Genomic DNA, 23,467 nt, shown 5'->3' with positions numbered 1-23,467 from the left:
ACAGATCTCATTCGTCATTAGACTTTGTGAGTCCTGTGCAATTTGAAGTAAATGCTGCGTAAAAATGTGTCCAATAATTCGTCACTAGGTTAGAATCATGAATTATTTACGCCGAACTCTTGCTAAAACAACTTAAAATTCTAATATTTTTACTTCGAAAAGAATACAAAAATAAAATGCTTAAAGTCCGAGTGTAGATTTTTCTCTCAAAAATATAGATTCCGGAATAGATATAAATCGGTAAGAGTTCCCATATTTTGCAAATATCCAAAGACAAAAACCTAAAAGTCAAACTTACACATAAATTTGGAAACTACCACCAGAAGTTTATTGAGAAAAGGATCTGTTCGAGAATCATAAATACGTAATCTTGTGAGAACACTATAAATCTGACTTTTATATTTTTACAATGAAACTTTTTCCCACATCAAATTTGTGTTAAAATAATCAGTCTGAGAAAATAGATTTCAAAATTTATAATCAATCTTACAAATTTAAAATTGATTATTGGATTATATAAGTGATGAACTTTGGAGACGGCGGGGTTCGAACCCGCGTCCTATTGCGCCCCAGATCAGCCTCTACGTGTGTAGTCTGTGTATAAAATTTCGGAAAGAGGTTCACCCTCAGACAGGACTCTCTTTCCTATTCGGCTCAAATACAAACTCTTTTAGGAACCAAAAACCAAAAGAATCGCCTCCCGATCATTGTCAGAACATTTAGAATTCGAGAGAAAAAACTAAAGTTCCGTAGCAGAGATTAAGCTGCTAAAGCTAATTCGTTATTAGCGGTTATTGTTTGAAGGTTTTTAGAGGAGCCTACAACCTCTACACGCCACATAACCCCTGGCAACAACAGTCGAAACCAATTTCGTCCCCTGCTGTTCTTAGATTAGACTGTCAAAAATAAAAAAGCGGAATTTTATCGCAAGTTTTTTATAAAATTAAGAAACGGTAAAATGCTTTGATTGAAATTTATAGTGAATTCAAACATCAAACTTAAAAGATTTAAGAAATAGATCGAATCATATAGAAAACATTTCCCTATTTTTTATACCAACTACATTCTTTTAGATAACCAAAAAAAGAAGTTAAAATGAACAAATCCAAGAAGTTTATCCGTTTTTGATCGGGAATAAAATCGACAAATCAGTGTTATTCGAAATGGATTGAATCGACTGCATCAATAGGAAATAAAAGATTTCCATCATTCTTTAGAAGAATATAAAAACTTTCGTGTTGATATATAAAACCTTTTACTTGAGAACCATCTTTAAAATGAATTACTCTTTCATGATCAGGCTGATTTTTATCTTTTAAAATTTGAATTAAGGCCGTATTATCCAATTTTGCAACTAAGGACTTCAACTTTTCGACTTGTTTCAAATCGCTCGGAGCAAAACGAACCATAGATTTGAATTTCTCTTCTAATTCTTTTTCTTGATTTGGAAGAATATTCTTAATTTTTTTATTTAGATCCTCTTCCATAGAAAACATCCCGATTGTATTCTCGTTCCCGAGCCTACGAACGTCCGAATTTAATGCGAAGACAAAATCCTCTTCTAATTTCAAACCTTGGGATTTTGCTTCTTCAATACTTTTTTCTAAAGAACGAATTTTATTTAAACTAGATTCCGGGATTCCTTTCCAAGACAAAGATTGTCCCCGATTTACCTGAACTTTTCTGCTTTGAAAAAGAATCGGAAAATTCATTTTTAAAAATTCTTTTTCCTCTTTTGTTAAAGTGCTGGCGGTTTTTTCAAAAGCAATCAAAGGTCCTGTTTCAACTTCTACTTTTCCATCCAAAACATCTATATCCAGTTTAGAATAGGATTCTCCCACATTTCTGGAATAAATCACTTTCGTTCCTGCTAAAAAGGCTCTCACATCCGGTGAAAGAATCGCAAGTAGACCTTCCCCGGTAGATTCGTTCTGAATTGAATCTACCAGAACCGACCCTCGAGCCACATTCAAAGAAGAATACTTTTTATCTCCAGTAACGGAAACTTCAGAATCTGGCAACATTCGAACCGCAACACTTTGAGCCCCCTCTACTTGAAATTCACAAATAGAAAAATTACCAGAAACTAATTTACGATTGAGCAGACTCTCTCCAGGTTGAGACGCTACACCGTCGATTTTACAATCTCCGTAAGAATTGATAAAAACCTGATCTAATTTAGAATCCAACTCAAATTGATATTTAAACCAAAAAGAAACACCTACGACTAAAAATAACATGGCCGCCGTAAGTCCTAAAACCAAAGAACGAGATTTTAAAATCGTATTCGGAAATTCTAAAATCTTTTTCTGAATACTCGATTTTAAATGAGGGGTTTGTTTAATATCAGAAAAAGTACGAGATAGAATAGAATTAGTTCGAGTAGAACTTTGGTACATAGAACGAGCTCTTTCATTTTTAAGCACGAATTGAAGAAGTTCACGCTTATCTTCGGCATTCAATTCACCGTATAAGTACCTTCCTAAAAGGTCTTCAAAACGTTCTATATCGTCTAATTCCGTTTTCATAATAGAAGTTTAGAATTGAAATCCTTGCTGTTCTAATTTTGTTCTCAGTAAAGAAATAGCAGAAATTAATCTCCTACTTACCGTTCTTTCCGAAATTCCCAATACTTGAGCTGTTTCTTTTAAAGTTTTCTTTTTTAATTCTTTATACAATATTATACTCTTTTCTGGTTCAGGAAGACTTTCAATCGTATCTTTTATTGCTTTTTCCAAAAAAACCTTCTCTAAATTTTCCGGAATTTCCGGGTCTATCTCAATATCACCGACTAAATCACTGAGTCGTATATTTCCGAATTCTTTTTTCTGTTTATTGTAATGTTTGAAGTATAGATTTTTTGCAATCGAACAAGTCCAGGTGCTGAAAGAAGCAATCTTAGAATCGAATTTATGAAAAAAAGTAAATGCCTTTAAGAAAGCCTCTTGAGTCAAATCCTCGGCAACTTCCGGATCACCGCAAATTTTCAAAAGAAAATGATATACGGTTCGATAGTTATCCTCGTATAAAACTGAAAAATCTACAGAATCAGATTGAACCATTGAAATAAGTACCGATTACTCGGTCTTTTGCAGTTTTTTTAATAAATTACGATTCTAAAAGCACAAAAAAGAAATTAAAACTCGATCTTTTTTTGAAAACTTTGTTTGGAAAACTATGTCCTATTCGTCTCTATTTTCTATCTCGAGAAAATATATCTTCTTCTCTGCAAAGTATTATTTGGCTTTTGCAGTAAAACAACCAGTTCTAGTGGGACTCATAAATTATAGAACGATTGAATGTTAGAAGAACTTAATTTCACAAACAAACTTGGAGCCAGAGAAAACAAAATTCAAGATCGGAAAAAATTCGTTCTAATTTTGTTTGCTACTATTGTTAAGGATATATGAACAAAAATGAATTTACTTCGATAGAAGTCATTCCGGGTTATCTGGGAGGAAAACCCTTTATTAAAGGAACTGGAGTTCGAGTTTCAGAAATTTTAGATTTGCTTTTGGCAGGAATTTCTAGAAAGGGAATTTTAAGAGAATATCCAGGGATTTGTAATCACGATATTGATTCGGCGGTATCCTTTTTAGAAGCAAAATTGGAAATGGCAAGACAAAGCCAATATACCCACGAAAAAGTGAGCTAAAATAACATACTAAAAATTGACGGTAAAGTATTTTAAAGATTTAAGATTCAACACAACTTAAATCACTTTTAAGCTATTGTTATTTTTTCTCCTCATTAATTTTAAGAGTATAAGATCAACTTCTAACTATTACAGATTATAGCTGTTGGAAAAATCCATATTTATAAAACGGTTTTATCAATTCGTTTTAATGAAAACGGAAGAAAACTCACTTTTCAACAAATCTTATTATAGATTACATCTGGTTTTCGATTTCCAAAAAATTTATGGTAAAGGTTAAACTCGTAAAGTTTTGTAGATTTGAGTTTTCTTAAAAAGAAAAACTTTCAACTTTCGTAAAGTACCATCTTCGATTTGTAGGCTCTTAAAAAAATTTTGAAATAAACGTTTAAACTAGAAATCTATTCAACCAACTTTAAATTTTATTGCCTTTCTCCGATGATTGGTCCACCCACAAGTTGCATCATTCTTTCTTTGGTTAAGATTAGATCTTCTCGGTTATCGGTCGCCATCTCGCCCGGACCATCCAGATAAATCGCCCCTTTTGGACAAGCTTCCTCACACATTCCACAAAAAATACAACGTAGTAAGTCGATCTCGAACTTTTTAGCGTATTTATCTTCTGGATGAAGATGTTGAATTTCCGGAGTTACTTCTGCTGCTTCTATATAAATTGCATCCGCAGGACAAATCCACATACAACAGAAACAGCTTGTACATCTTTCTCTACCCTGTTCATCACGTTTCATCGTATGCATCCCACGAAAACGAGTGGAATACTTTCTTTTCTTTTCAGGGAATTCTATCGTTACCGCTTTTCTTAAAATCGCGGCCTTAATAAAATGTTTGAGAGTGATCCAAAGTCCTTTTCCAATAGAATAAAAATAAAACTTTTCATACCAAGAAAGTTTATGACGACTTGCTACTCTTACTACGTTAACGGTTCCCAACCTCAGCCTCCTTGGGAGAAGTTTTGACCAATTCTGCTATTCTCCGGAAAACAGAACCAGAATTTAATAGACCTTTAGGCGGCTCCATTACCTTTTGAAAAGACTGATTCAATCCATTTTTATTTGTAAAAGAACCGGCTTGTTCTGCAAACGTTTGAATCGGAATTCCGTAAGTTGCTTCAGATATTTCTTGAGTTAAATTTGTATTTAATAAAACAAGAGTAACGTTCGAAGGAATAGAATGTAAAAATTTCTTAATATTCTCATGAATCACAAAAACCAGATCAATCTCTCCTAACTCGATCGATTTACAAATCGCATTGATTTCTTGCGAAGATATAAATCCGGAATCTACCGCTCCTCTTGTATTTGGTCTAAAATCAGTAGTCATCAAAAAATCTTTTTGCTCGGGCGCCTTGTATTGAATTTCTTCTACCCTTGCTTCTACGATAACCGATTTTTCAAAAGATTCCACACTTTGAAGAATGGTTTTTAAATTTTCGTTCGATTCTTTTGCACCACCTAAAATCGCAATCCGTTTTGATTGACGAACTCTTTCCGCAATGGCAGGCAGCACTACGGTACTTTCCGATACGTTTCCATTTTGATAATACGCGAATAACCGATTTTCGTTCAACCAATCGATGTCAAAACGCCCATGGTCACAAAGAAAATACATGTCCTTTTCTTCGTCGATTCGAGGCATATATCGATACATTTTGTTATCTCTTACGTTAGTCGTAACATTGCAACCAGTACTACATCCATGGCAGATCGATTCCCCATTTTTATACCACCATACTCTAGATTTGAATAAGGTTTTATTATTGAGAAGTGCTCCCGTAGGACAAAGATCCGCAAGAGCTCCTTGAAAGTTATGCTGAATTGGTTCGTTCTTTGCAAGTCCTATGATAGAGTGATAACCTCTTTCAAAAAGTCCTAAATTGGATTCTCCTACGATTTCTTCTTCAAATCGAACACAACGATAACAGACAATACAACGGTTATGATTAATGATTAGATTAGAACCGACTTCTTCTTGAGGAACATTCCGCTTTTCTAATGTAAATCTGGAGTTACCCTTTCCTTCTTTGAAAGCATTGTCCTGAAGCTGGCATTCGCCAGCTTTGTCGCAAACGGGGCAATCTAAGGGGTGATTCGCAAGAAGAAACTCCATCGTTCCTTCTCTTGCTTCTTTAATTCGATCGTTTTTGGTGAAAATGGAAAGACCTTCCGTTACCTTCGTATTGCAAGCTGCTTGAAGTCTAGGAACTCCTTCAATTTCGATAAGGCACATTCTACACATTCCCACAATGGAAAGTTTGGGGTGATAACAGAAGAAAGGAATATCGACTCCGACATCTTTTGCCGCTGATATGAGGTTCTTTTTTTCATCCACCTCATATTCGATTCCGTCGATCTTAATTTTTACCATGGAATCATCCTTTTGATTCTTCCCGAATTTCGGGAACAGTTCTATAGAAACGTACCATTCTCATTCTGGCAACCCGTTTCTAAAACGGGATCGTGTATCTATTTTTATATTATGTGCTCTACCGTAGAAATCATACTGTGGGAACTCATACAATGTCAAAAAATTGATTTTTGATGATTGTACTCAAACTACATAATAAAGTACCTACTTAATAGTTAACACTTAATCATGTGAATTTAGGGAAAAAATCTGGGCGAATAAAAAACTCAATGCAACGACTCCCTAAACTCAACAAAACGCTTTCTATGGACCGCGTTTTAGTCGTAGTTAGTAGCTGAATTTTATATCTAAAAAGGCTCAGCCGACCTCGCTTTGGTTCTAATTCCCTTCAAAATTTCCACGATAATCGCTTCCACATTGGATCTATCGAACTTACTGAAACGGCACTCGGCATTTATGACAGATATTTAGATACCGATTTTATAAAGATCGATTCCGAATGTAAAATGATCGGTTTTTCTGAAAATGTGGGAACTACCTACGCATTTAACAATTTTCGATGATTCTAAAACCAAACCATCAATTTTCTATAGATTTGTGCACTTTCTACTTAGAAATCACTGCAAAACCTTAAAATATAGGAACTATTACAATTCTCAACGGTTAAAAAATTTTTCAAAAATCTATAAAAAACACCAGAACGTAGCGTAACGGGGACGAATAAAATTAATTTTAGAGTGGTCTCCAAAAGATTTGAACCTTACACTCGAAAGTTGGAACAATCACCTTTTGGGACTGATTCTTAAAGTTCTAAATCTTTGTAATAATCTGGAATTCTAGCCCACTTTTGGAACCATTGAGGATTGATCGCCCTTTGATATAAATATGCGTCTATGAGAACTAAATTTACAACTGCCTCGATAATTGGAACGGCTCTAGGGAGAACACAAGGATCATGACGACCTTTTGCTTCTAAAATGGTTTCTTCTCCTTTGAGATTTATAGTATTCTGTTTTTTAAAAATTGTAGAGGTTGGTTTAAAAGCGGCACGAATTACTAATTCTTCTCCATTGGAAATTCCACCCTGGAGTCCTCCAGAATGATTCGTTCTAGTCCTGACTCTTCCAGTTCCTTCTTCCACGTAAAATTCATCGTTATGTGAACTTCCGGTTAATAACGTTCCAGAAAATCCGGAACCCACTTCGAATCCTTTACAAGCAGGAATAGAAAGTATCGCCTTTGCCAAATCTCCGTCTAACTTGTCATATACGGGATCTCCTAAACCTGGAGGAAGATTATAAGAAACACATTGGATCGTTCCACCTACGCTATCTCCGGCTTCTTTCATTTTTAAAATCAAAGAACGCATTTGGTCAGCGCTACCAACGTCTGGACAACGAACTTCATTTTGATCGACTTCTTCCCTAGACTTAGGATATTTATCACCTATGTTAGATTGAACGGTTCCGATCGAATCCACCCACGCAATAGTTTCAATTCCAAGATCATCCTTGAGGATCATTCTCGCAATGGCGGCTGCGGCTACACGACCAATCGTTTCTCGAACGGAAGAACGTCCGCCGCCTACATGCGCACGAAAACCGTATTTCATTTGATAGGTATAATCCGCGTGAGAAGGTCTAAACGTGGTTCTTAAATTTTCGTAGTCTTTAGAAATCGTATTTTGGTTATCTACGATCAAAGCAATCGGAGATCCGATCGTTTTTCCTTCAAATACTCCAGAAACTACACGAACCGTGTCAGTTTCATCTCTAGGTGTGGTGAGGTTACTTTGTCCTGGTCTTCTCCGGTTTAAGTCTTTTTGAATTTCTTCTAAACGAATGGGAATTCCTGCGGGAACTCCTTCAACCACAACTCCCACAGAAGTTCCATGAGATTCTCCGAAAGTACTAACTTTAAAAATTTTTCCCCAGCTAGAAGGCATATTACCAAAAAAACAAGGGAAAGCTCAGGAATAAAGCGGTTTCTAAAAGAATCCTTTGGTTTTAAGCCGCAGAACGAGGAACAGTTCCTCTAAAACTTTGATCTACCTTCTCGTATAAACTTGGCTCTAATTCGGGATCAATAACGTAAATAACTCTTCTTGGATCCATACTGTTATTTAAATCGAATACTGCCTTTCTTTTATCCTGACGGAAAGAATGAGGATCATAACCTTGAATTTTAATTTTACCTTTGTTGATGATCACAGGGCGAATCGTTCCGATCCTTTCCAAAAGTGGTCTGGTCTGATGTCTAAAAATTTCTTTAATCACACAAGTTTCAAAATGAATCTTTCTTTGAGAATCCGTAGAAACGACTATAACGTAGTCACCCGGATTCAAAACGCTTTGGTTTTCGCAAAGACTAAGCGCCATAAAATCAAAAAAATCTCGGACGATCTTTTCATTATAAGAAAAGAAACTATTGTTTAAGATCAATTTCATTGAAGTAAGAGCATCATAAGAGTTACGCCATTCTTGATCAGAACTGAGAGAAGCAAACTCTCCAGAAATCGAAATGATTCCTGGATCTTCGTCCGTATAAGTATTGTTAAGTGCATAGTGAATTTGTTTTTGAATGTCTTCGATTAGAATTTTTTTTGTTTTATCATCCTTATACTTTTGAAGATATTCGGTTAGCCTCCGAATAATTATATTTGTAGTAGGATAATTGTTATTTAAACCCTCTCCTCGGAAAGTTCTATGACTATTCAGAACTGCGGATTTAACTTCTGAATTTACCCCACTTAAATTTCCAATCATAAGATAACTAATGATAGGATGATTTTTAATATAATCAAATTCTTCCGGACGAAGATCGGTATGATTTGGAAGTTTCATTCTAGATTTTCCTATATCTACCATAAAGGAAGCGAGCATAATATTGAGTTGTTTTGTCTTTTGAATTTCGTTATCGGTTTTACTCAGTGCTTTCAATCCTCTTAGTTTCATCGCCATAGAGATCACTGTACGTTTGGTCATCATTTCGGAGTCGGCTTTAATTCCCGCTTGTCTCATAACTTCGATCACATTCACAAGTCCGAGTTCCATATCTGTACTTCCCTTAAAGTCCGCGAGAATATCATCAATACCTTTTTGAACCAAACGAATGTGATTGTTGGTTAATGGAAAATGTTTAAGTTCCTCTAAAAGTTCAGAAGCCTCTTTAGCAAGTGCCACTGTAAGATTTGGATTGACGAGTTTGGTAAAGGAAACTTCCCTTCCGTGAACCATATCCGGATTATCTTTTGGTTTAGTAACTTTATCTTTTTCTGAGATAAGAAAGTAAATTCCTTGGCTTTCAAACTTTTGAAGTCTAGTGACGTCCTCTTCAGATGCGTCCGACTTTTTATGAATTAAGATCTGTCCGTTTTTATTATAAAAATCGACCGGTATTTCGCTTTGACTAATAAAACTCTTGATAACGTCGGAATTGAACTCGAACTTTTCTAAAAGTTCCCTATTAACCGATTGCGAGTGATGACTTGCATTAGAATTCATTTTATCAAATTCCATTAGTTATATTTTGGAAAGGAGTTGTATTAGAAAAAATTTTTGACAACCCTTTCTTAGAGAATGATACACAATCCGACTGGAAAAAAATTATTTATGAAAATCATAGAGATTTTTATAAAACGAGCTACAGAGATAGGCCCGTTTCTTCGTTTTAAAACCAGTTTTTTACTCTTAAAGGAGTTATTGAAATGACCTGAAAATGTTCATCGCTTTTAGAGGTATTAAATCTGAGTATTTAGAATTTTGTTCTAAAGAGAAATTCGTATTAAAATTCATGGCATTTTTTTCTGTAAGAATTAGTGAGGGCCGCTTTAAAACCAGAAAAAGTTCAATTGCTGAATTTTTTAACAAAAGGTTGTAGTTCCCACAGAAGCCGTCTCATTTTGACCGTTTATCTTTTTTGAAACTTACTTATTCAACGAATCGATGTGTGGTTCCCACATTTTTTAAATTTCGCCGCAAGTTCTAGATTTGCAGTAGTTTCATATATTTTAAAGTAGTTTAGACAAATTCCGACCTGTGTTTTGAAAATCCATATTTTGTCTTAAATAATCATTATATCATAAAAGAATTTTAGTCATGATTTTCTGTAGAATTTATCTAAACGAATTGATGTTTTGGTTTTTTACAATAAGTTTAACGCAAAAGAAATTTAGCCATATAACCGAATTCTACCCAAAAAAGGAATTATTACCTAGAGAGCTATAATAAAGTAGCTAATATTTTGTACTGAAATATTTATTTTGCGATAAGAATTTAAAATATACAATTTGTTATTGTATCATTTTAACTATGACATTTCGAACATTTTCCAAAATGGTATTTTCATCGGAAATTGGCTTTTCTAATTCTATATCTTGTTCTTTAGAAAAGAATATTAAAATTATATAATAAAAGTAATTAAGTTAAATCATATATTTATTTACGAGAAATACATGATATTATCTTAAAGATCCGAGCAATACCGGGTTTTTTAAAGAACTTTCATAAAATGAATTTTAAATTCGACAATGGTCTCAAAATAGAGGTTTTGTGTGAAAATTTAATTTAAACATTACTATATTTAAATTAACTAAAGTTCGCAGATTCCTTAATTCCGTAACTCGGTTTTTAAGCACTTTCTTTAGGAATTTCGCCGGTTTGTTTAGTTAATTCCTCATAAAGACGAGCGTCCATATTAGAATCCAAAACGTAAACGATCCTTCTCGGGTCTTGGTTTTTTTCGAGATTGTAAACCGCTTTTCTACGATCCAACTTTAAAGAAGCAATATCAAATCCTGAAATTCTAAGTTTACCCATATTACTAAAGTTAGGTTTAATGGTTCCTATTCTTTCTAACATAGGACGAATTTGAGTTTTATACATTTCTCGAATAATACAAACTTCAAAAAAAACTTTTTGATTAGAATCTTGTGTGACCACAATCACAAAGTCACCTTCCCGAATAAAAGGCTGATTATTACACAATGAAAGACCAATATGATCGTAAAAGTCTCTCAAGGTCTTTTCATTATATGCAAAAAAACTGTTATTCAAAATTAATTTCATTGCAACCAAAGGATCAAAAGCTTCTCTCCACGCTTGTCTTGTCGTCAAGGATGCAAATTCTCCCGCAATGGAAATAACCCCAATATCTTCCATAGGAAGATTGTTGGTAAGAATATTCCGAATTTGTTTTTGAATATCTGCAACCAAAACGGTTTTTTTAGGATCGTCCTTATACTTTTCCTTATAAACGTTGAGCTTATGAATAAGAACTTTTGGTTGAGGATAGTTATTATTCATTCCTTCCCCTTTATGAGGACGGTGATGATTGAGAACCAAAGTTTTAATATTATCGTCCAAGTCCGGAAGATTTGCTATCATAAGATAACTAATAATTGGATGGTTTTTAATATATTCAAATTCTTCCGCTTTCAGATCTCTCTCCATCGGAATTTTCATCTGAGTGTAGCCCACATCCGCAAGATAAGAAGACATCATTAGATTCATTTGATCTAATTTTTTCTGTTCCATGTCCACCTTAGTAAAAGCTTTTCCGGCTCTCACTTTCATAGCCATTGAAATCACGGTGCGTTTTGTAAGTATTTCGGAATCCATAGGAACCCCTGCGCTACTCATAACTTCTATGATGTTAACCAATCCGGTTTCCATGTCTGGAGTTGATTTAAAATCTTCTAATATTCCGTCTATGGACTTATTTAGATGTCTTAACTGATTTCCATGAAGGGGAAATTTTTTTAATTCGGATAAAAAATTGGAAGCGTTCTTAGCAAGATCTACGGTTAACTCGGCATTGACTAGTTTGGCAAAACTAACGTCTCGACCATTTACATTATTTGGCCCATCACCTTGTTTTCCGCCGGAAATCTTTTCGAATTCGGATTTTAAAAAGTAAATTCCCTGGCTCTCGAATCTTAATAATTTTGTAATGTCATCTCCGTCTGCATTTTCCTTTTTATGAATTAAAATCTGTCCGTTTCTATTATAAAAATCAACGGGAATTACGCTGTTAATTTTAAAATGCTGGATGATTTCTTCTGTAAAATCGAATTTTTGTAAGTCTTTCTGCGCGTCCATAAGAATAATCTTAAATAGTGAATTTTACTTTTTGAATATAGCTACGCTAATTAACGTAGATTAAAATAATCGCTTAAGAATTTCATTTTTAATCCATGAAAAGGTGGGAATAAAACGTTTGCACCGAATATTTTGAATAAAAGACGAAAAAAAAATATTTTACCACTCACTTCCATGAAGAATTCAAACTAATTTCGAGTATATTTCGACTGACGCGATCTTCTAAAGAAGTCCCAGCAAAACCTACTCCTTTTGTATCGGATAGAATAAACGTATCCTGGGCACGGTTTCCGGTTTGATCTGTACGAATTTTCGCGGAATGAATGTTAATACCGTTTTCTTTCAAAACCCCAGTAACAAAATAGAGAAGCCCCTTTCTATCTGGAGCTTCGAGTGAAAATTTCGTTCTGGTTGCAAATTCAACATCTTCAAATTCTAATCTAGAATCTGCGCTTAGATGAAATGTATTTCTAAGATCGATTTCGCTCGAGTGATGAATAATTTCTTCTAAAACAAAATCGTCTGTAAATACAGAAGACATCAAAACTCCCAATTTAGAAGCCTTAATTTTAGAATCGGTTTCCTCCGACTTTAAAGTAAAAATATCGTAACTATAAAATTGACCGTCTTCCTCTATTGTCTCGATGTCTCCCGAAACAATTTCCCAACCCATAAAAAACATCGCTTTCACCATTTTATGAAGAGTTCCTGGAGCAGTTTCGGACGTTTTTAACGTAACCGTATAGAACCCACCGTTTTCCTTATAGTGAAATTGAATCATTCTATAGACCTGGTTACAAAGATAATTGCCCTTTTCAAAAAAAACGACTCTTTTCCGACCGTATTCTGTCTCTTACCGGACGAAAAATTCTTGCTTCAAGATTTTGGGGGAAAACAGTCAAAGTAGAGTGGAAATAGAAGATATTCGCCGAAAATAAAAGGACTTATTTCCCATGAAAAGACCTCTCGAATATAATCCGGAATTGATCCAAAAGTCGGAACCTCTACCCGAAAAGGGTTCTTCTAAAAAATGGAAGGTCCCAAATCCGAAAAAAGAAAAAGCGGGCTCGGAAACGGAAGGTGCTCCTAGTTTATTGATTTTCGGTTTATTCCGATTCGCTAAAAAATATAAAGGAAGAATTTTCTTAATCATAGGACTTCTTTGTTTTGAAATCGGATTTTACGCTAGTATCCCATTTAGCTTTAAATACTTAATCGACGAAGCACTGATCAATCGAAATCAAAACGCTCTTTATTGGATCGGTGCTTATCTTGCCATTGGGACAATCGCTTTTGCAATCCTTGGAACTTTAAGAGATTACCTTTATAACTGGGCATCCGCAAGAATCATCCAAGATTTAAGACTACAGATGTACGAACATCTGGATCAATTGAGTTTAGATTTTTTTTCCAACAATAAATTAGGAGATATTCTCTCCAGATTTTTCAACGATCTTACAGCATTGGAACATGCACTTTTAGCATTCATTCCCTGGGGTTTAGGTCCGTTATTAGAAGCGGTTTTTGGAACCATTTTACTTTTTCTATTAGATTGGAAATTAGCTTTAATCGCACTTTTGATTTGGCCGATCAGCTTCTTAGGTCCGGGTTTTTTATCTAGAAAATCAACTGAAATTAGTTATACAAGAAAATTAGAAGAAGCTCAAGTACTGAGCCTTGTTGAAGAATCCATTTCAGCCCAAAACTTAATCCGTGCCTATGATCTAAGCGACTATTTCTTTGCCAGATTCAAAAATAACTGCGAAAAATTATTTCAAGTTTCTCTCAGATTGGGATTAACAAATTCATATTTAGAACGTTCTGCTGGTTCGGGGATTTTACTTCTGCAAGGAATTTTATTACTTGTAGGAACTATATTCGCATATCATAATACTCTTAGCATTGGAACATTAGCCGCTTTTTTATCTCCGTTTTTAAACTTGAGTTATTCCTTATTATATCTTTCTCAATATTTACCAGCCCTGAATCACGCGAGCGGCTCCGCAAAACGAATTTTAGAATTACTACGGACTCCCGTTTTCGAATCGAATCCAGAAGAATCTTCAATCCCGGAACTCAAAGAAGCAATTCATTTCGAAAACGTTCATTTTAGATATAAGGGAAGGTCTAAAAATTTAAGCGACATTACTTTGACCATTTCCAAGGGAAGTTATACTGCAATCGTAGGTGGCTCAGGAGTCGGTAAAAGTACTTTCATCAAACTTCTATTAGGAATGGTTCAACCAAACGAAGGAAGAATTCTTTTCGATGGTATGGATATTAATCTATTGTCTAGAAGTTCTGTTCGATCTTTAGTAGGAGTTGTATTTCAGGAAACATTCCTTTTTAATACTACAATTTTTGAAAACATCCGCATCGGCAAACCAAGTGCAACTTTAGAAGAAGTGATCGAAGCCGCTAAAAGAGCAGAAATTCACGAAACAATCCTTTCTTTACCCATGGGTTACGAAACGAACGCTGGAGATAGAGGAACTAAACTTTCCGGGGGTGAAAGACAAAGGATTGCAATTGCAAGAGCCTTTTTAAGAAATCCTCAGATCCTTCTTTTGGATGAAGCAACTTCTTCTTTGGATCCAGTAACGGAAGCGAGAATTATGAAAACGCTTTCTTTGTTAAGAGAAGGAAGAACCGTAATTTCTGTCACTCACAGACTTTCTACAATTCGAGAGGCTGACCAAGTTTTTCAAATGCGGAACGGTAAACTAGAAAGATTTTCGGTTCCTGAACCGGAACAACAAGCAATGGTCCTATAAAGAACTGTTTTCTTACTTGCAATTTTTTTCCGGGCTAATTTACATTCTTTCCAATGCTTTTAGTTCCCACTTACATCGCAGATTCTCCGATCGGCGGCTTTGGCCTCTTTGCAGGTCGAGATATTCAAAAAGGAGAACTGATTTGGAAATATCATCCTAAAACGGTTTGGGTTTTAACCGATTCCGAATTAAATTTACTTCCACATTCCGTTCAAGAAATGTTTCGCACATACTCTTATCAAACAGAAGGGAAATGGTTTTATTGTTCGGACAATTCCAAATTTATGAACCACAGTGATGATCCAAATACAAAAGAAGATTTTACGAGTGATCAAACCAATCCTATAGGACAGGATAGCGCGACTAGACTAATTCTAAAAGGAGAAGAGCTTACTTGTAACTATAAGCTCTTTGACGATAATTGGAAAATGAAACTTGGTTTAACCTCTTGAAGCTTTAATCTGTTCCTTAAGTTGAGCCGCTGCGAGAGCATAACCTCCATCTGCGGAGTCCACAAAATGAACTTCCCTTATAGAACCCTCATGCAAAGCACAAGTCATTAAAGCCCTATCAGAAACATGATAACCATAAAATAGTTTTCCTTGTCGATAGAGATCATCCAAAAACTTAAGAAACGATTCCCTAGAATCCGAATCACAGGCTATAACCATCTTTAAGGTTCCATCATATTTTCTAAAATCAGAAGCAATTACTTGAGACTTTCTTAATTCTCTAAGTTCTTTCCCATTTATTTTTGGACCAAATCTCCATTGTGTTTTGATGGCAAGATTGACTGCGAGCCCTTCGATTTTAATTTTAATCCTTCTCAAAAAATAAAAAATTCCGGTTCTACTTCCGGAATGAACCGTGGCCTCTTTACTTGGATACTTTCCAGACAAATCTACTTTAATTTTTTCTTCCTTGAGAGGATGAATTTCCACGTCATTTCCTAAAAGAACGCTGACTTGATCTAAAACTATTTTTAATAATTCTTGATCAGAAGAGGTACTTGGAGAATTCATCTTAACGATAAACGAAACCGTTTCTCCTCGATGACTCGGAATATCCTGCCAACGACAAGTAAATCCAGTAAAGTCAGGTTTGATTTTAATTTTATGTGTCAAAGGAATGATATAAGGATTAGAGGAATCGTCGTTTTTAATAAAACTTTCTGCTACATCCAAAGCATTGCCGGTTAAAATTGCTTGGTTATAAAAATCGGAAATTTTTAATTTACAAAGTTTTAATTCTTTTCCGGTTTTTTTTAACTCTCCTACGTTTACGATTCCTGCCCTGAGCTTTAATCCGAAGTTACTTTTTACCAATTCTCGGATCGAAAATAAAATGTCTCTCACACCAGGGAGAGCGCTATCCGGAAGTAACAAAGTCATTCCATCTCCACCGAATAAAAACGGATAATCCATATCCCCCATAAGATTGGAAACCGCCATTGCAGTGATACAACCCGCAATGTTTACGTCTTTGTAATGTCCACTTCGAATAGCATCTGTAGAATTTACAACGTCCGTAATGATTAAATTCCAATCGTCCGGAACGGTAAAATAATTGGAAGGTTCTATAATATCCGTAAAAGAAGAAAGCGAAGGTAAATATTTATAAAAATTCTGAGTGTTTAACGTGGTTTTTTGATCAATGGTCTGAATCATTCTTTTTCACCTAATTATAATTGTATTTTATTAGAAAATTTTAAACTTTTTCATATTCATAAACTTCTTTCCATCAGAAGAGATCATTTAAAAAGAATTTGGAATTTATACCAAAACAATTCATCACAAATTTATGATTTTGGAATCGGTTTTAAACTAATTTCAAATTCTATCCTGATTCGAAAGTTTCAAAATGTATTAATGTACTACATTTAGAAATTTTTAAAATTTTTACACGTATTTTTTAGAGTAAATCCAAGTATCTAAAAACATCGCGACCATAGGAAACAATGTCGCGAACTCCTTATATTCAATTTTATTTATTAAATTTGTTGAAAAATTCCATAGTGGTGATTAACAAAACTACTTTAATCAACCGTTTTTATGAAACAGATGGAGAATTAACTTTTCAATAACCTATTTGTATAAAATGAACTTTTATAATACCGATCTTACTATTAAATTGGAATTAAATAAGTAGTTCACACAATTTCTCCTTCTCTCTAACGAAACCATAAATTAAGTCACATTGTGTGATTTATGGCTTTTTAAGCGTCTTCTTTCTACTCATTCCCACTATGGTTTTGGATAAAACGTTTTGTCAATTGTGAAAGTAGTAAACGAAAATAATTACAAGTCCCGAAATTAACCCAAACTCTAAACGACCTAAATATCAATAATCGATTTTGAGATCTTTGATTTTTTTATCCAAAGTATTTCGATTGATTCCTAAAAATTTAGCAACTCTTGTTTTTGTATATTTGAACTTCTTCATCGCGTATTTAATCAAACGGGCTTCTACTTCTCCAACTACAACTTCGATAGCCCTTCCATCAAGCGCATCCAAATTTGAGGAGGAGAATCTAGAATTGGCAATTTCTACAGAAGATTCAGAATCCCCAGTTTCCGGATCAAAATCCTCATCTCCGTAAAGAAGACGTCCATTGATCTCAGAAAAATCTTGAATATCCAACATTTCTAGTTGAGAAAGTACAACCGCACGTTCTATTACATTTTCAAGTTCTCGAACATTTCCAGGCCAACTGTAATTCATCAAAAGTTTATGAGCCTCTCTCGTGACTCCCGTAATTTTTTTACCGTTTTCTTCGGCATACTTTGCAATAAAGTGATTGATCAAAAGTGGAATGTCATCCGATCTTTCACGAAGAGGAGGAGTTACCATATTTACGACGTTTAGTCTGTAAAAAAGGTCCGGCCTGAATCTTTTTTCAGAAATTAATTTTTCCAAATCCGCGTTAGTCGCCGCTATTACCCTTACGTCAATTTTTTTAGGTTTAACAGAACCGACGGCTTCAATCTCTTTCTCTTGCAGAACTCTCAAAAGTTTAGATTGTAAATTGAGATCCATCTCTCCGATTTCATCCAAGAAAATTGTTCCGGTATCTGCCATTTCGAACTTACCTTTTTTATCCGAAACAGCTCCCGTAAAAGAACCTTTCTTATGGCCAAAGAGTTCGCTCTCAAGTAAGTTTTCAGGAATTGCAGCGCAGTTGATCTTGATAAAAGGCTTATCAGCGCGAGAAGAATTATAATGAATTGCAGAGGCAATCATTTCTTTACCGGTACCAGATTCTCCAGTAATCAAAACAGAAGCTCTAGAATCGGAAACAAGATGAATCATTTCGAAAAGTTTTTCCATCGGTTTGGATTTACCGATCAAAGAACCAAATTTATATTTATTCTTTAATTCTCTTTTGAGAAGAACGTTCTCTCTCGAAATCTCCCTTTTTTCCTCGTCGATCAGTTTTTGAATCCGAATCGCTTGATAAATTACGGATGCAACTACTTGCAAAAAATCTAAATAAGTTTTTAAATCGATGTATTTTTTATGAACGAAATAAACGCTTACCACTCCCAAGACATCCGTATCCGATTTGATAGGAGCCGCAAGAAAACTAACGTTTTCCGGATTATTTTTAAAATGAGCCGCATTTCCAACTCGGTTTATAAAATTTTCGTCATTTGCAATAGATTCGATGATAATTGGTTCCCCTGTTTCAAAAACCTTTCCAGTAACACCTTCTCCTGGAAGATAAACCCCTTTTTCCATTTCTTCCGCAGTTAAACCGGAGGCTGCTTCCAATTTCAAAATCGCTTTTTCAGGTTCGAAAAGAACAATACTTCCGCGTTCTAAATTTAGGGATTTTTCCAAACGATCCATAATATCTTCAAAAATTTCCTGTAGAACCAAAGTGGAAGTAACAGTTCTGGAAATATCAATTAGCACTTGTTGAATTTTATTTTTTTGTTCGAGTTGTCTAAAAATTTGTAAGTTCTTAAAAATCTGGGCAGCTTGATTAGCAAGAGTAGAAATAATTTCTAAATGTTCTTCGTTGAAAGCTCCTTTACGACTGGAGTCCAAAGAAATTACTCCGATCACTACGTCTTCAACAATCATCGGAACCGCAAGTTCCGACATAATATCATCCTTTATGGAAATGTAATGTGGATTAGCGGTAACATCACTTACGATCATACCTTCGCCCGACGCGGCTACAATTCCGGTGATTCCTTCTCCAACTTTCAGTTTTACCTTAGTTCGAACGGAAGGATTCATCCCACGAAAAGTCACTATATCTAAAACGTTTTCTTTCTCATTAATCAACATCAAAGAGCCGGAGCCTACTTCGCAAATCTGAATGCAACGTTCTAAAATCAAATCCAGAAGTTTATCCGGATCTAAGGTAGAATTCATTGCCGTAGCAACTTCTTGTATAGATCTTAAGGGGCTAGGCTTCACATATCCTGACATGCTTAAAATTCTTGCGATTTGATAATTTTGAAGTCAATTCAAATTTTATTTTTCGCTTATTTATAAAGCGATTTTTTTAAATAATGCTAATAAATATTTATAATTTCGTTTGTTTTATCCAAGAAACTGTCTCAAAAGTTATCTTAACGACCTTAGGAGTGAAATTTAAGTTTCACAAAAATGTGAGAACTCGTACGCAAATTTAAAAAGATTAGAACTACTCAAAAGTTCGCACATTGCCAAATACGACGGTTTTTGTAGGAACTACTGCATTTTATTAAAAATTTCTAAAAAATGATCACTAAACCTATGAAAGTTTTGAAACAAACTCTATTTGAATTCTGTTTTCAGAAAATCTAAGTTTTAGCAAACTTAAGTTATATATAGTAGAGTTGAAAAATGAATTCTCCACCTTGTTTCTGCTTCATGAAATAGACGATTGAAGTAATTTCGTTAATGCCACCATGGGATTTTTCAACAACTCTGCTTTTTAATCTCAGATCATATTCGCTTGCAGATACTTGGGACATAACGCCATAAATCACAGACAAGAGGAATTCATAATCAAAAAACACTCCTTAAAACATAGAATGTAGAATCTCTATTATTTTTAGAAAGTTTTCTAATGTACTTACAACGAACTTACGTTAAACTAGACATTCGATCTGATTTGCCGAAACAGTAAAATTGAGTTTCTATAAAATTGTTCTAAACGGAATAATCCAGAAATCAATGAATAGAAACGATACGACTCTTGGGCAATCCGAAGAACCGTTAAGTCAGTACGATGAGAGATAAAATCTCCGAATCCACACAAAAGATTTTCCATGCAGTATGGGAAAGAATTGCTCCCTTTCACGAGATGATCCAGTCTCGTCCCGCGGTTCTTTCTTACTCCGGCGGAAAAGATTCATCTATTTTGTTGCATTTTTATTTCTGGCTGTGGATAGAAAAAAAAATACCTGCGCCTTGTATTTATCATCTAGACCATTCGATCCGATTCAATTTAGAACAGGAAAAAAAAATCTTTGAATATGCAGACAGTACATTTCCATTTTCTAAAATATTCAAAAAAAAGAATATTCCTGCTTTGTCAAGAAGGTTAGGCAAAACGCTTGAAGAGACAGGAAGGGCGTTTCGATATAAGGATTTAAAAAAAATTTCGGATCAATACGAAGGTTATATAGTCACTGGTCATCACTCGAGTGATTATCTGGAAACGATTCTTCTTAACTTAATTCGAGGAGGGGGTTGGAATTCTTTACGAACCTTAGGATGGTATGAAAAAAACCGCTTTAGACCTCTATTTGCATTCTCCCAAGAGGAAATTGAAACAATTTTACAATCCGAATTTTGGAAAATTTTTGAAGATGAATCTAACAATAGCGATGAATATCTTAGAAATCGAATTCGAAGCTATATTATACCTTTATTATTAAGAGAAGGGGCCAACCCAGATCGAATCTATAAAAACTTCCATAGGATAGAAAAACCAGTCTCTAAAATTTTTTCCAAAAAAAACTCAGATCATAAAATTCCTTCTTTTTTAAAAATAGATATTTGGGTTTTGAACGATCTTTCTCAAAGAGAAAGAAAATTCTTTATAGATCGTTATCTCCGTTCCTTAAACTTATACCCTACAACACGAAATTTTTTCAGAGATCTTACGGATCTTTTACAAAAAGAAAACTCGTTCAGCCTTGAAAACAAAGAGACATGGTTTTGGAAATCGACTTCTTCCGACCTTTATCTGATTCCTAAAAACTCTCCTTGTTTAAGAGAATTTAGATTTGAACCGAAAGAGATGGTTCTCAAATGGAACGGAAATCAAAAAAAAATCCCTCCAGATTTAATTCCGGATTTATGCCCTGCAGGAGCCAAAATCCGCAAAAACGGGATGAGTATAGAAATTTCCGAAATCCTACGACAAAAAGAGATTCCAGTTCCGGTTAGAAAAATGCTACCCATACTTCGCGGGGAAAGGAAAGTTGATGTGATCTGTCTGAGTCTTTGGGATCCTAAAATAGGCGACATCGTAGCGGACAGAGAGGTTGAAATTTTACCTGACTTTCAGGAGCCCGGAGTATGAACGAGGATCCTCAAAAAAAGGACGAACCATTCTTTAAAGACGTTGAGTTCAAAGCATCTTACGGAAAAGCAGATCAAATCCCTTCTCAAGGAACACCTCAGATAGCATTTGCAGGCCGTTCCAACGCCGGTAAGTCCTCCTTACTCAATGCAATTTTAGAAAGAAAATCTCTCGCAAAAGTATCTTCCACACCCGGAAAAACAAAACTACTCAATTTCTTTTTTGTAAATCATTCCATTTATCTCGTGGATTTACCTGGTTTCGGCTATTCCGCAAATTCTCATAAAGATCACGAAGCGATGATGGGTCTTTTAATGGATTACTTAAATCTAGCGAAAGACCTCAAATGTTTATTTTTAGTCTGCGATTCTCAGAGAGAATTACCGGAAGAAGAACTAGAATTGATCGGAACTTGTTTTGAAAGAAATATAAAACCAGTTTTAGTAAGAACAAAAATCGACAAACTCAATCAAAGTGATCTTTCTAAACTTAGAAAAAAAATGAAGAACATTCACGAATTATATCCTATGCTTGAAACTGTACTTGTTTCCAATAAATCCGGTAAAGGATTACCCGAACTTAGAAAAATTGTATATTCATTGATTGAAACCGTCAAAAATCGCCTGGAAAGAATCGAAGAAATTTCTTAATTTAACGTAAGCTTGTCGTAAAAAAATAAGAAAGAATTTGTTCATAAAATCGTGATTTGTGGGAGTTCCCACATTTTAGGAATCAAGATCACAATTTTTTTAGAATCATGAACCATGGATTTTTACACCAAACTCACGCTAAAATAAAGTATCCAGTACTTTACGTAGAACAAGGCTTTGTAATAAAAATTTACAGATACTCAATTTGATATGAATCAGTCATTAAATTCTAGCGTCTAAAAAATTACCGAGTTTATCAGAAACGTTCGTATTGAATATTTTTAAACTCATTCTAGTTTGTTTATCCATAAGTTCCTTAAAAGTATCCATCGTATCTTTCAAAACCGCTTTTAGTTTTTCCTGGCTGAGAACCATTTCAAGTTTTCTTTTTTTCTCTTCTAATTCAGTTTTTCGGATGGAATCGAATCCTTTTTCTTCCACATCTTTTTTCGTTTCGAAAATTTTAAGTTCAGATTCAATTCTACGAATTTCGGATAAAATTTGCTTTTCCCTATCCTCAGATTTGGTTTTAGAAGTTTCTTCTTTTTTAGGAAAATCTTTTTCTTTCAAAGATTCCTGCTGAGAAGTTTCAGTATCTTTACGCAAAGTTTCTTCTGATTTTTTTGCAGTGACAACCTCAGTCTCACCTGCAACCGCCACTAGTTTTCCATTTCGAAACTCATAATGGATTTTCATATTTAGAGAACGAATTTCGGCCCGATCTCTAAGCGCTTCCGACTTGAATTCGGCAACGTGTCCAAGTTCGTGAGAGATTACATGTAAAACCGACGTGGAAGCTGGGGCGCTTTCCAACTGACCATGTCCTATATAATACAGAGACTCATCCCTTGGAATTCCAAGTTGAACCTTATGTTCTCCGCCGATTTTCATCCTAATATTAGTTTCGGCTTATATAGTTCCAAGTTAAGGGTAGTATATAAAATATTTCTAAAATTAGAAAAAATTCTTTGATAAAAAGAAAAATAGGAAATTATAAATACGGATTTTAATCAGCAGAAGCAATCTTATTTAAAATTTCAGCAATTGCGGAATCCGATAAATTATGAAATACAAGCCCGTACTTATACTTCTCCTCGATTAAATCTTTTCGTATAACATCAGCCTCAATTGCAGTAGAAAGCATGGGGGACATAAACTTAACACGTTCACCCAAAAGAATCTCTTCTCTCGAACTAATCGAGGCGCCGATCATACTCATGTCTTCGAGATTTCCTAATATCTCATTTTTACCTAGAACCATTTTTACTAGATTATTCTTCCGGAAACGTTTATAAAAACGCTTATCCGCAAAAATATCACCTGTAGTTTTTTTTTGCCCTATCTCAGCTCTCATTGCGCCATCCAGAATAACTCAA

Annotated in this window: 18 protein-coding genes and 1 other RNA gene; 6 read left to right on the top strand and 13 right to left on the bottom strand. The window is 34.7% G+C overall.

The window, feature by feature from the left end:
* Positions 1 to 530: 530 nt before the first annotated feature.
* From ssrA to BW942_RS17385, 3 genes are all read right to left on the bottom strand, one after another.
* Positions 531 to 878, bottom strand: a transfer-messenger RNA (tmRNA) gene (gene ssrA, locus BW942_RS17395).
* Positions 879 to 1,154: 276 nt separating this feature from the next.
* Positions 1,155 to 2,528: an LIMLP_03685 family anti-sigma factor gene (gene rsx / locus BW942_RS17390; RefSeq protein WP_000845843.1), complete on the bottom strand. Its 1,374-nt coding sequence runs from the start codon at positions 2,526 to 2,528 to the stop codon at positions 1,155 to 1,157.
* Between the two features lie 9 nt (positions 2,529 to 2,537).
* Complete coding sequence (locus BW942_RS17385) at positions 2,538 to 3,062, bottom strand: RNA polymerase sigma factor (RefSeq protein WP_000250738.1); 525 nt, start codon at positions 3,060 to 3,062, stop codon at positions 2,538 to 2,540.
* A gap of 344 nt (positions 3,063 to 3,406) precedes the next feature.
* Between BW942_RS17385 and BW942_RS17380 the strand changes: the two genes are divergently transcribed.
* Positions 3,407 to 3,655 (top strand): DUF433 domain-containing protein, encoded by a 249-nt coding sequence (locus BW942_RS17380; protein ID WP_001038641.1) that lies wholly within the window; start codon positions 3,407 to 3,409, stop codon positions 3,653 to 3,655.
* Positions 3,656 to 4,077: 422 nt separating this feature from the next.
* Here the strand turns inward: BW942_RS17380 and BW942_RS17375 are convergent, their stop codons facing one another.
* From BW942_RS17375 to BW942_RS17350, 6 genes are all read right to left on the bottom strand, one after another.
* A complete protein-coding gene (locus tag BW942_RS17375) occupies positions 4,078 to 4,605 on the bottom strand; it encodes a NuoI/complex I 23 kDa subunit family protein (RefSeq protein ID WP_000537600.1) in 528 nt (175 codons plus the stop codon).
* Positions 4,592 to 6,040: an NADH-quinone oxidoreductase subunit G gene (locus BW942_RS17370; RefSeq protein ID WP_000238902.1), complete on the bottom strand. Its 1,449-nt coding sequence runs from the start codon at positions 6,038 to 6,040 to the stop codon at positions 4,592 to 4,594. The genes BW942_RS17375 and BW942_RS17370 overlap by 14 nt, the downstream gene beginning before the upstream one ends.
* 802 nt (positions 6,041 to 6,842) lie before the next feature.
* On the bottom strand, positions 6,843 to 7,985 hold the full coding sequence (aroC, locus tag BW942_RS17365; protein WP_001141234.1) for a chorismate synthase: 1,143 nt from the start codon (positions 7,983 to 7,985) through the stop codon (positions 6,843 to 6,845).
* 61 nt (positions 7,986 to 8,046) lie between these two features.
* Positions 8,047 to 9,543: an HD-GYP domain-containing protein gene (locus BW942_RS17360; protein ID WP_001974354.1), complete on the bottom strand. Its 1,497-nt coding sequence runs from the start codon at positions 9,541 to 9,543 to the stop codon at positions 8,047 to 8,049.
* A 1,125-nt stretch (positions 9,544 to 10,668) separates the two neighbouring features.
* A complete protein-coding gene (locus BW942_RS17355) occupies positions 10,669 to 12,138 on the bottom strand; it encodes an HD-GYP domain-containing protein (RefSeq protein ID WP_000339988.1) in 1,470 nt (489 codons plus the stop codon).
* Between the two features lie 166 nt (positions 12,139 to 12,304).
* A complete protein-coding gene (locus BW942_RS17350; protein WP_000614023.1) occupies positions 12,305 to 12,919 on the bottom strand; it encodes an ACT domain-containing protein in 615 nt (204 codons plus the stop codon).
* A 172-nt stretch (positions 12,920 to 13,091) separates the two neighbouring features.
* Here BW942_RS17350 and BW942_RS17345 point away from each other — a divergent pair, with 172 nt between their 5' ends.
* Both BW942_RS17345 and BW942_RS17340 read left to right on the top strand, forming a co-directional pair.
* Positions 13,092 to 14,912 carry an ABC transporter ATP-binding protein gene (locus BW942_RS17345; RefSeq protein ID WP_000828455.1) on the top strand — a complete coding sequence of 607 codons (1,821 nt, stop codon included), beginning with the start codon at positions 13,092 to 13,094 and terminating at the stop codon, positions 14,910 to 14,912.
* A gap of 53 nt (positions 14,913 to 14,965) precedes the next feature.
* Positions 14,966 to 15,364 (top strand): SET domain-containing protein, encoded by a 399-nt coding sequence (locus BW942_RS17340; RefSeq protein WP_000928001.1) that lies wholly within the window; start codon positions 14,966 to 14,968, stop codon positions 15,362 to 15,364.
* Here the strand turns inward: BW942_RS17340 and BW942_RS17335 are convergent.
* Positions 15,353 to 16,579 (bottom strand): DUF3095 domain-containing protein, encoded by a 1,227-nt coding sequence (locus tag BW942_RS17335; RefSeq protein WP_000616634.1) that lies wholly within the window; start codon positions 16,577 to 16,579, stop codon positions 15,353 to 15,355. The genes BW942_RS17340 and BW942_RS17335 overlap by 12 nt on opposite strands.
* Here BW942_RS17335 and BW942_RS17330 point away from each other — a divergent pair.
* Positions 16,559 to 16,795: a hypothetical protein gene (locus BW942_RS17330; protein WP_000606959.1), complete on the top strand. Its 237-nt coding sequence runs from the start codon at positions 16,559 to 16,561 to the stop codon at positions 16,793 to 16,795. The two genes, BW942_RS17335 and BW942_RS17330, sit on opposite strands and share 21 nt — an antisense overlap.
* 457 nt (positions 16,796 to 17,252) lie before the next feature.
* Here BW942_RS17330 and BW942_RS17325 read toward each other — a convergent pair whose 3' ends face one another.
* The gene (locus BW942_RS17325; RefSeq protein ID WP_001974395.1) at positions 17,253 to 19,295 is read right to left on the bottom strand and encodes a sigma-54-dependent Fis family transcriptional regulator; all 2,043 of its coding nucleotides are present in this window, start codon (positions 19,293 to 19,295) and stop codon (positions 17,253 to 17,255) included.
* 844 nt (positions 19,296 to 20,139) lie between these two features.
* On the opposite strand from BW942_RS17325, the gene tilS reads away from it, so the two are divergent.
* The gene (gene tilS, locus BW942_RS17320; protein WP_001205041.1) at positions 20,140 to 21,441 is read left to right on the top strand and encodes a tRNA lysidine(34) synthetase TilS; all 1,302 of its coding nucleotides are present in this window, start codon (positions 20,140 to 20,142) and stop codon (positions 21,439 to 21,441) included.
* Positions 21,438 to 22,091, top strand: coding sequence for a ribosome biogenesis GTP-binding protein YihA/YsxC (gene yihA / locus BW942_RS17315; RefSeq protein WP_001001313.1), 654 nt, complete (start codon positions 21,438 to 21,440; stop codon positions 22,089 to 22,091). The genes tilS and yihA overlap by 4 nt, the downstream gene beginning before the upstream one ends.
* Positions 22,092 to 22,313: 222 nt before the next feature.
* Here the strand turns inward: yihA and BW942_RS17310 are convergent, their stop codons facing one another.
* On the bottom strand, positions 22,314 to 22,982 hold the full coding sequence (locus tag BW942_RS17310; RefSeq protein ID WP_000689734.1) for a hypothetical protein: 669 nt from the start codon (positions 22,980 to 22,982) through the stop codon (positions 22,314 to 22,316).
* A 115-nt stretch (positions 22,983 to 23,097) separates the two neighbouring features.
* Entirely contained in the window at positions 23,098 to 23,445 is a 348-nt protein-coding gene (locus BW942_RS17305; protein ID WP_001200973.1) for a PilZ domain-containing protein, read from the bottom strand.
* Between the last annotated feature and the right edge of the window lie 22 nt (positions 23,446 to 23,467).

It is taken from the genome of Leptospira interrogans, from assembly GCF_900156205.1.
Lineage (GTDB): Bacteria > Spirochaetota > Leptospiria > Leptospirales > Leptospiraceae > Leptospira > Leptospira interrogans.
Note: the sequence above shows the minus strand (reverse complement) of the source record. Positions and strands in the feature narration are given on the sequence as shown.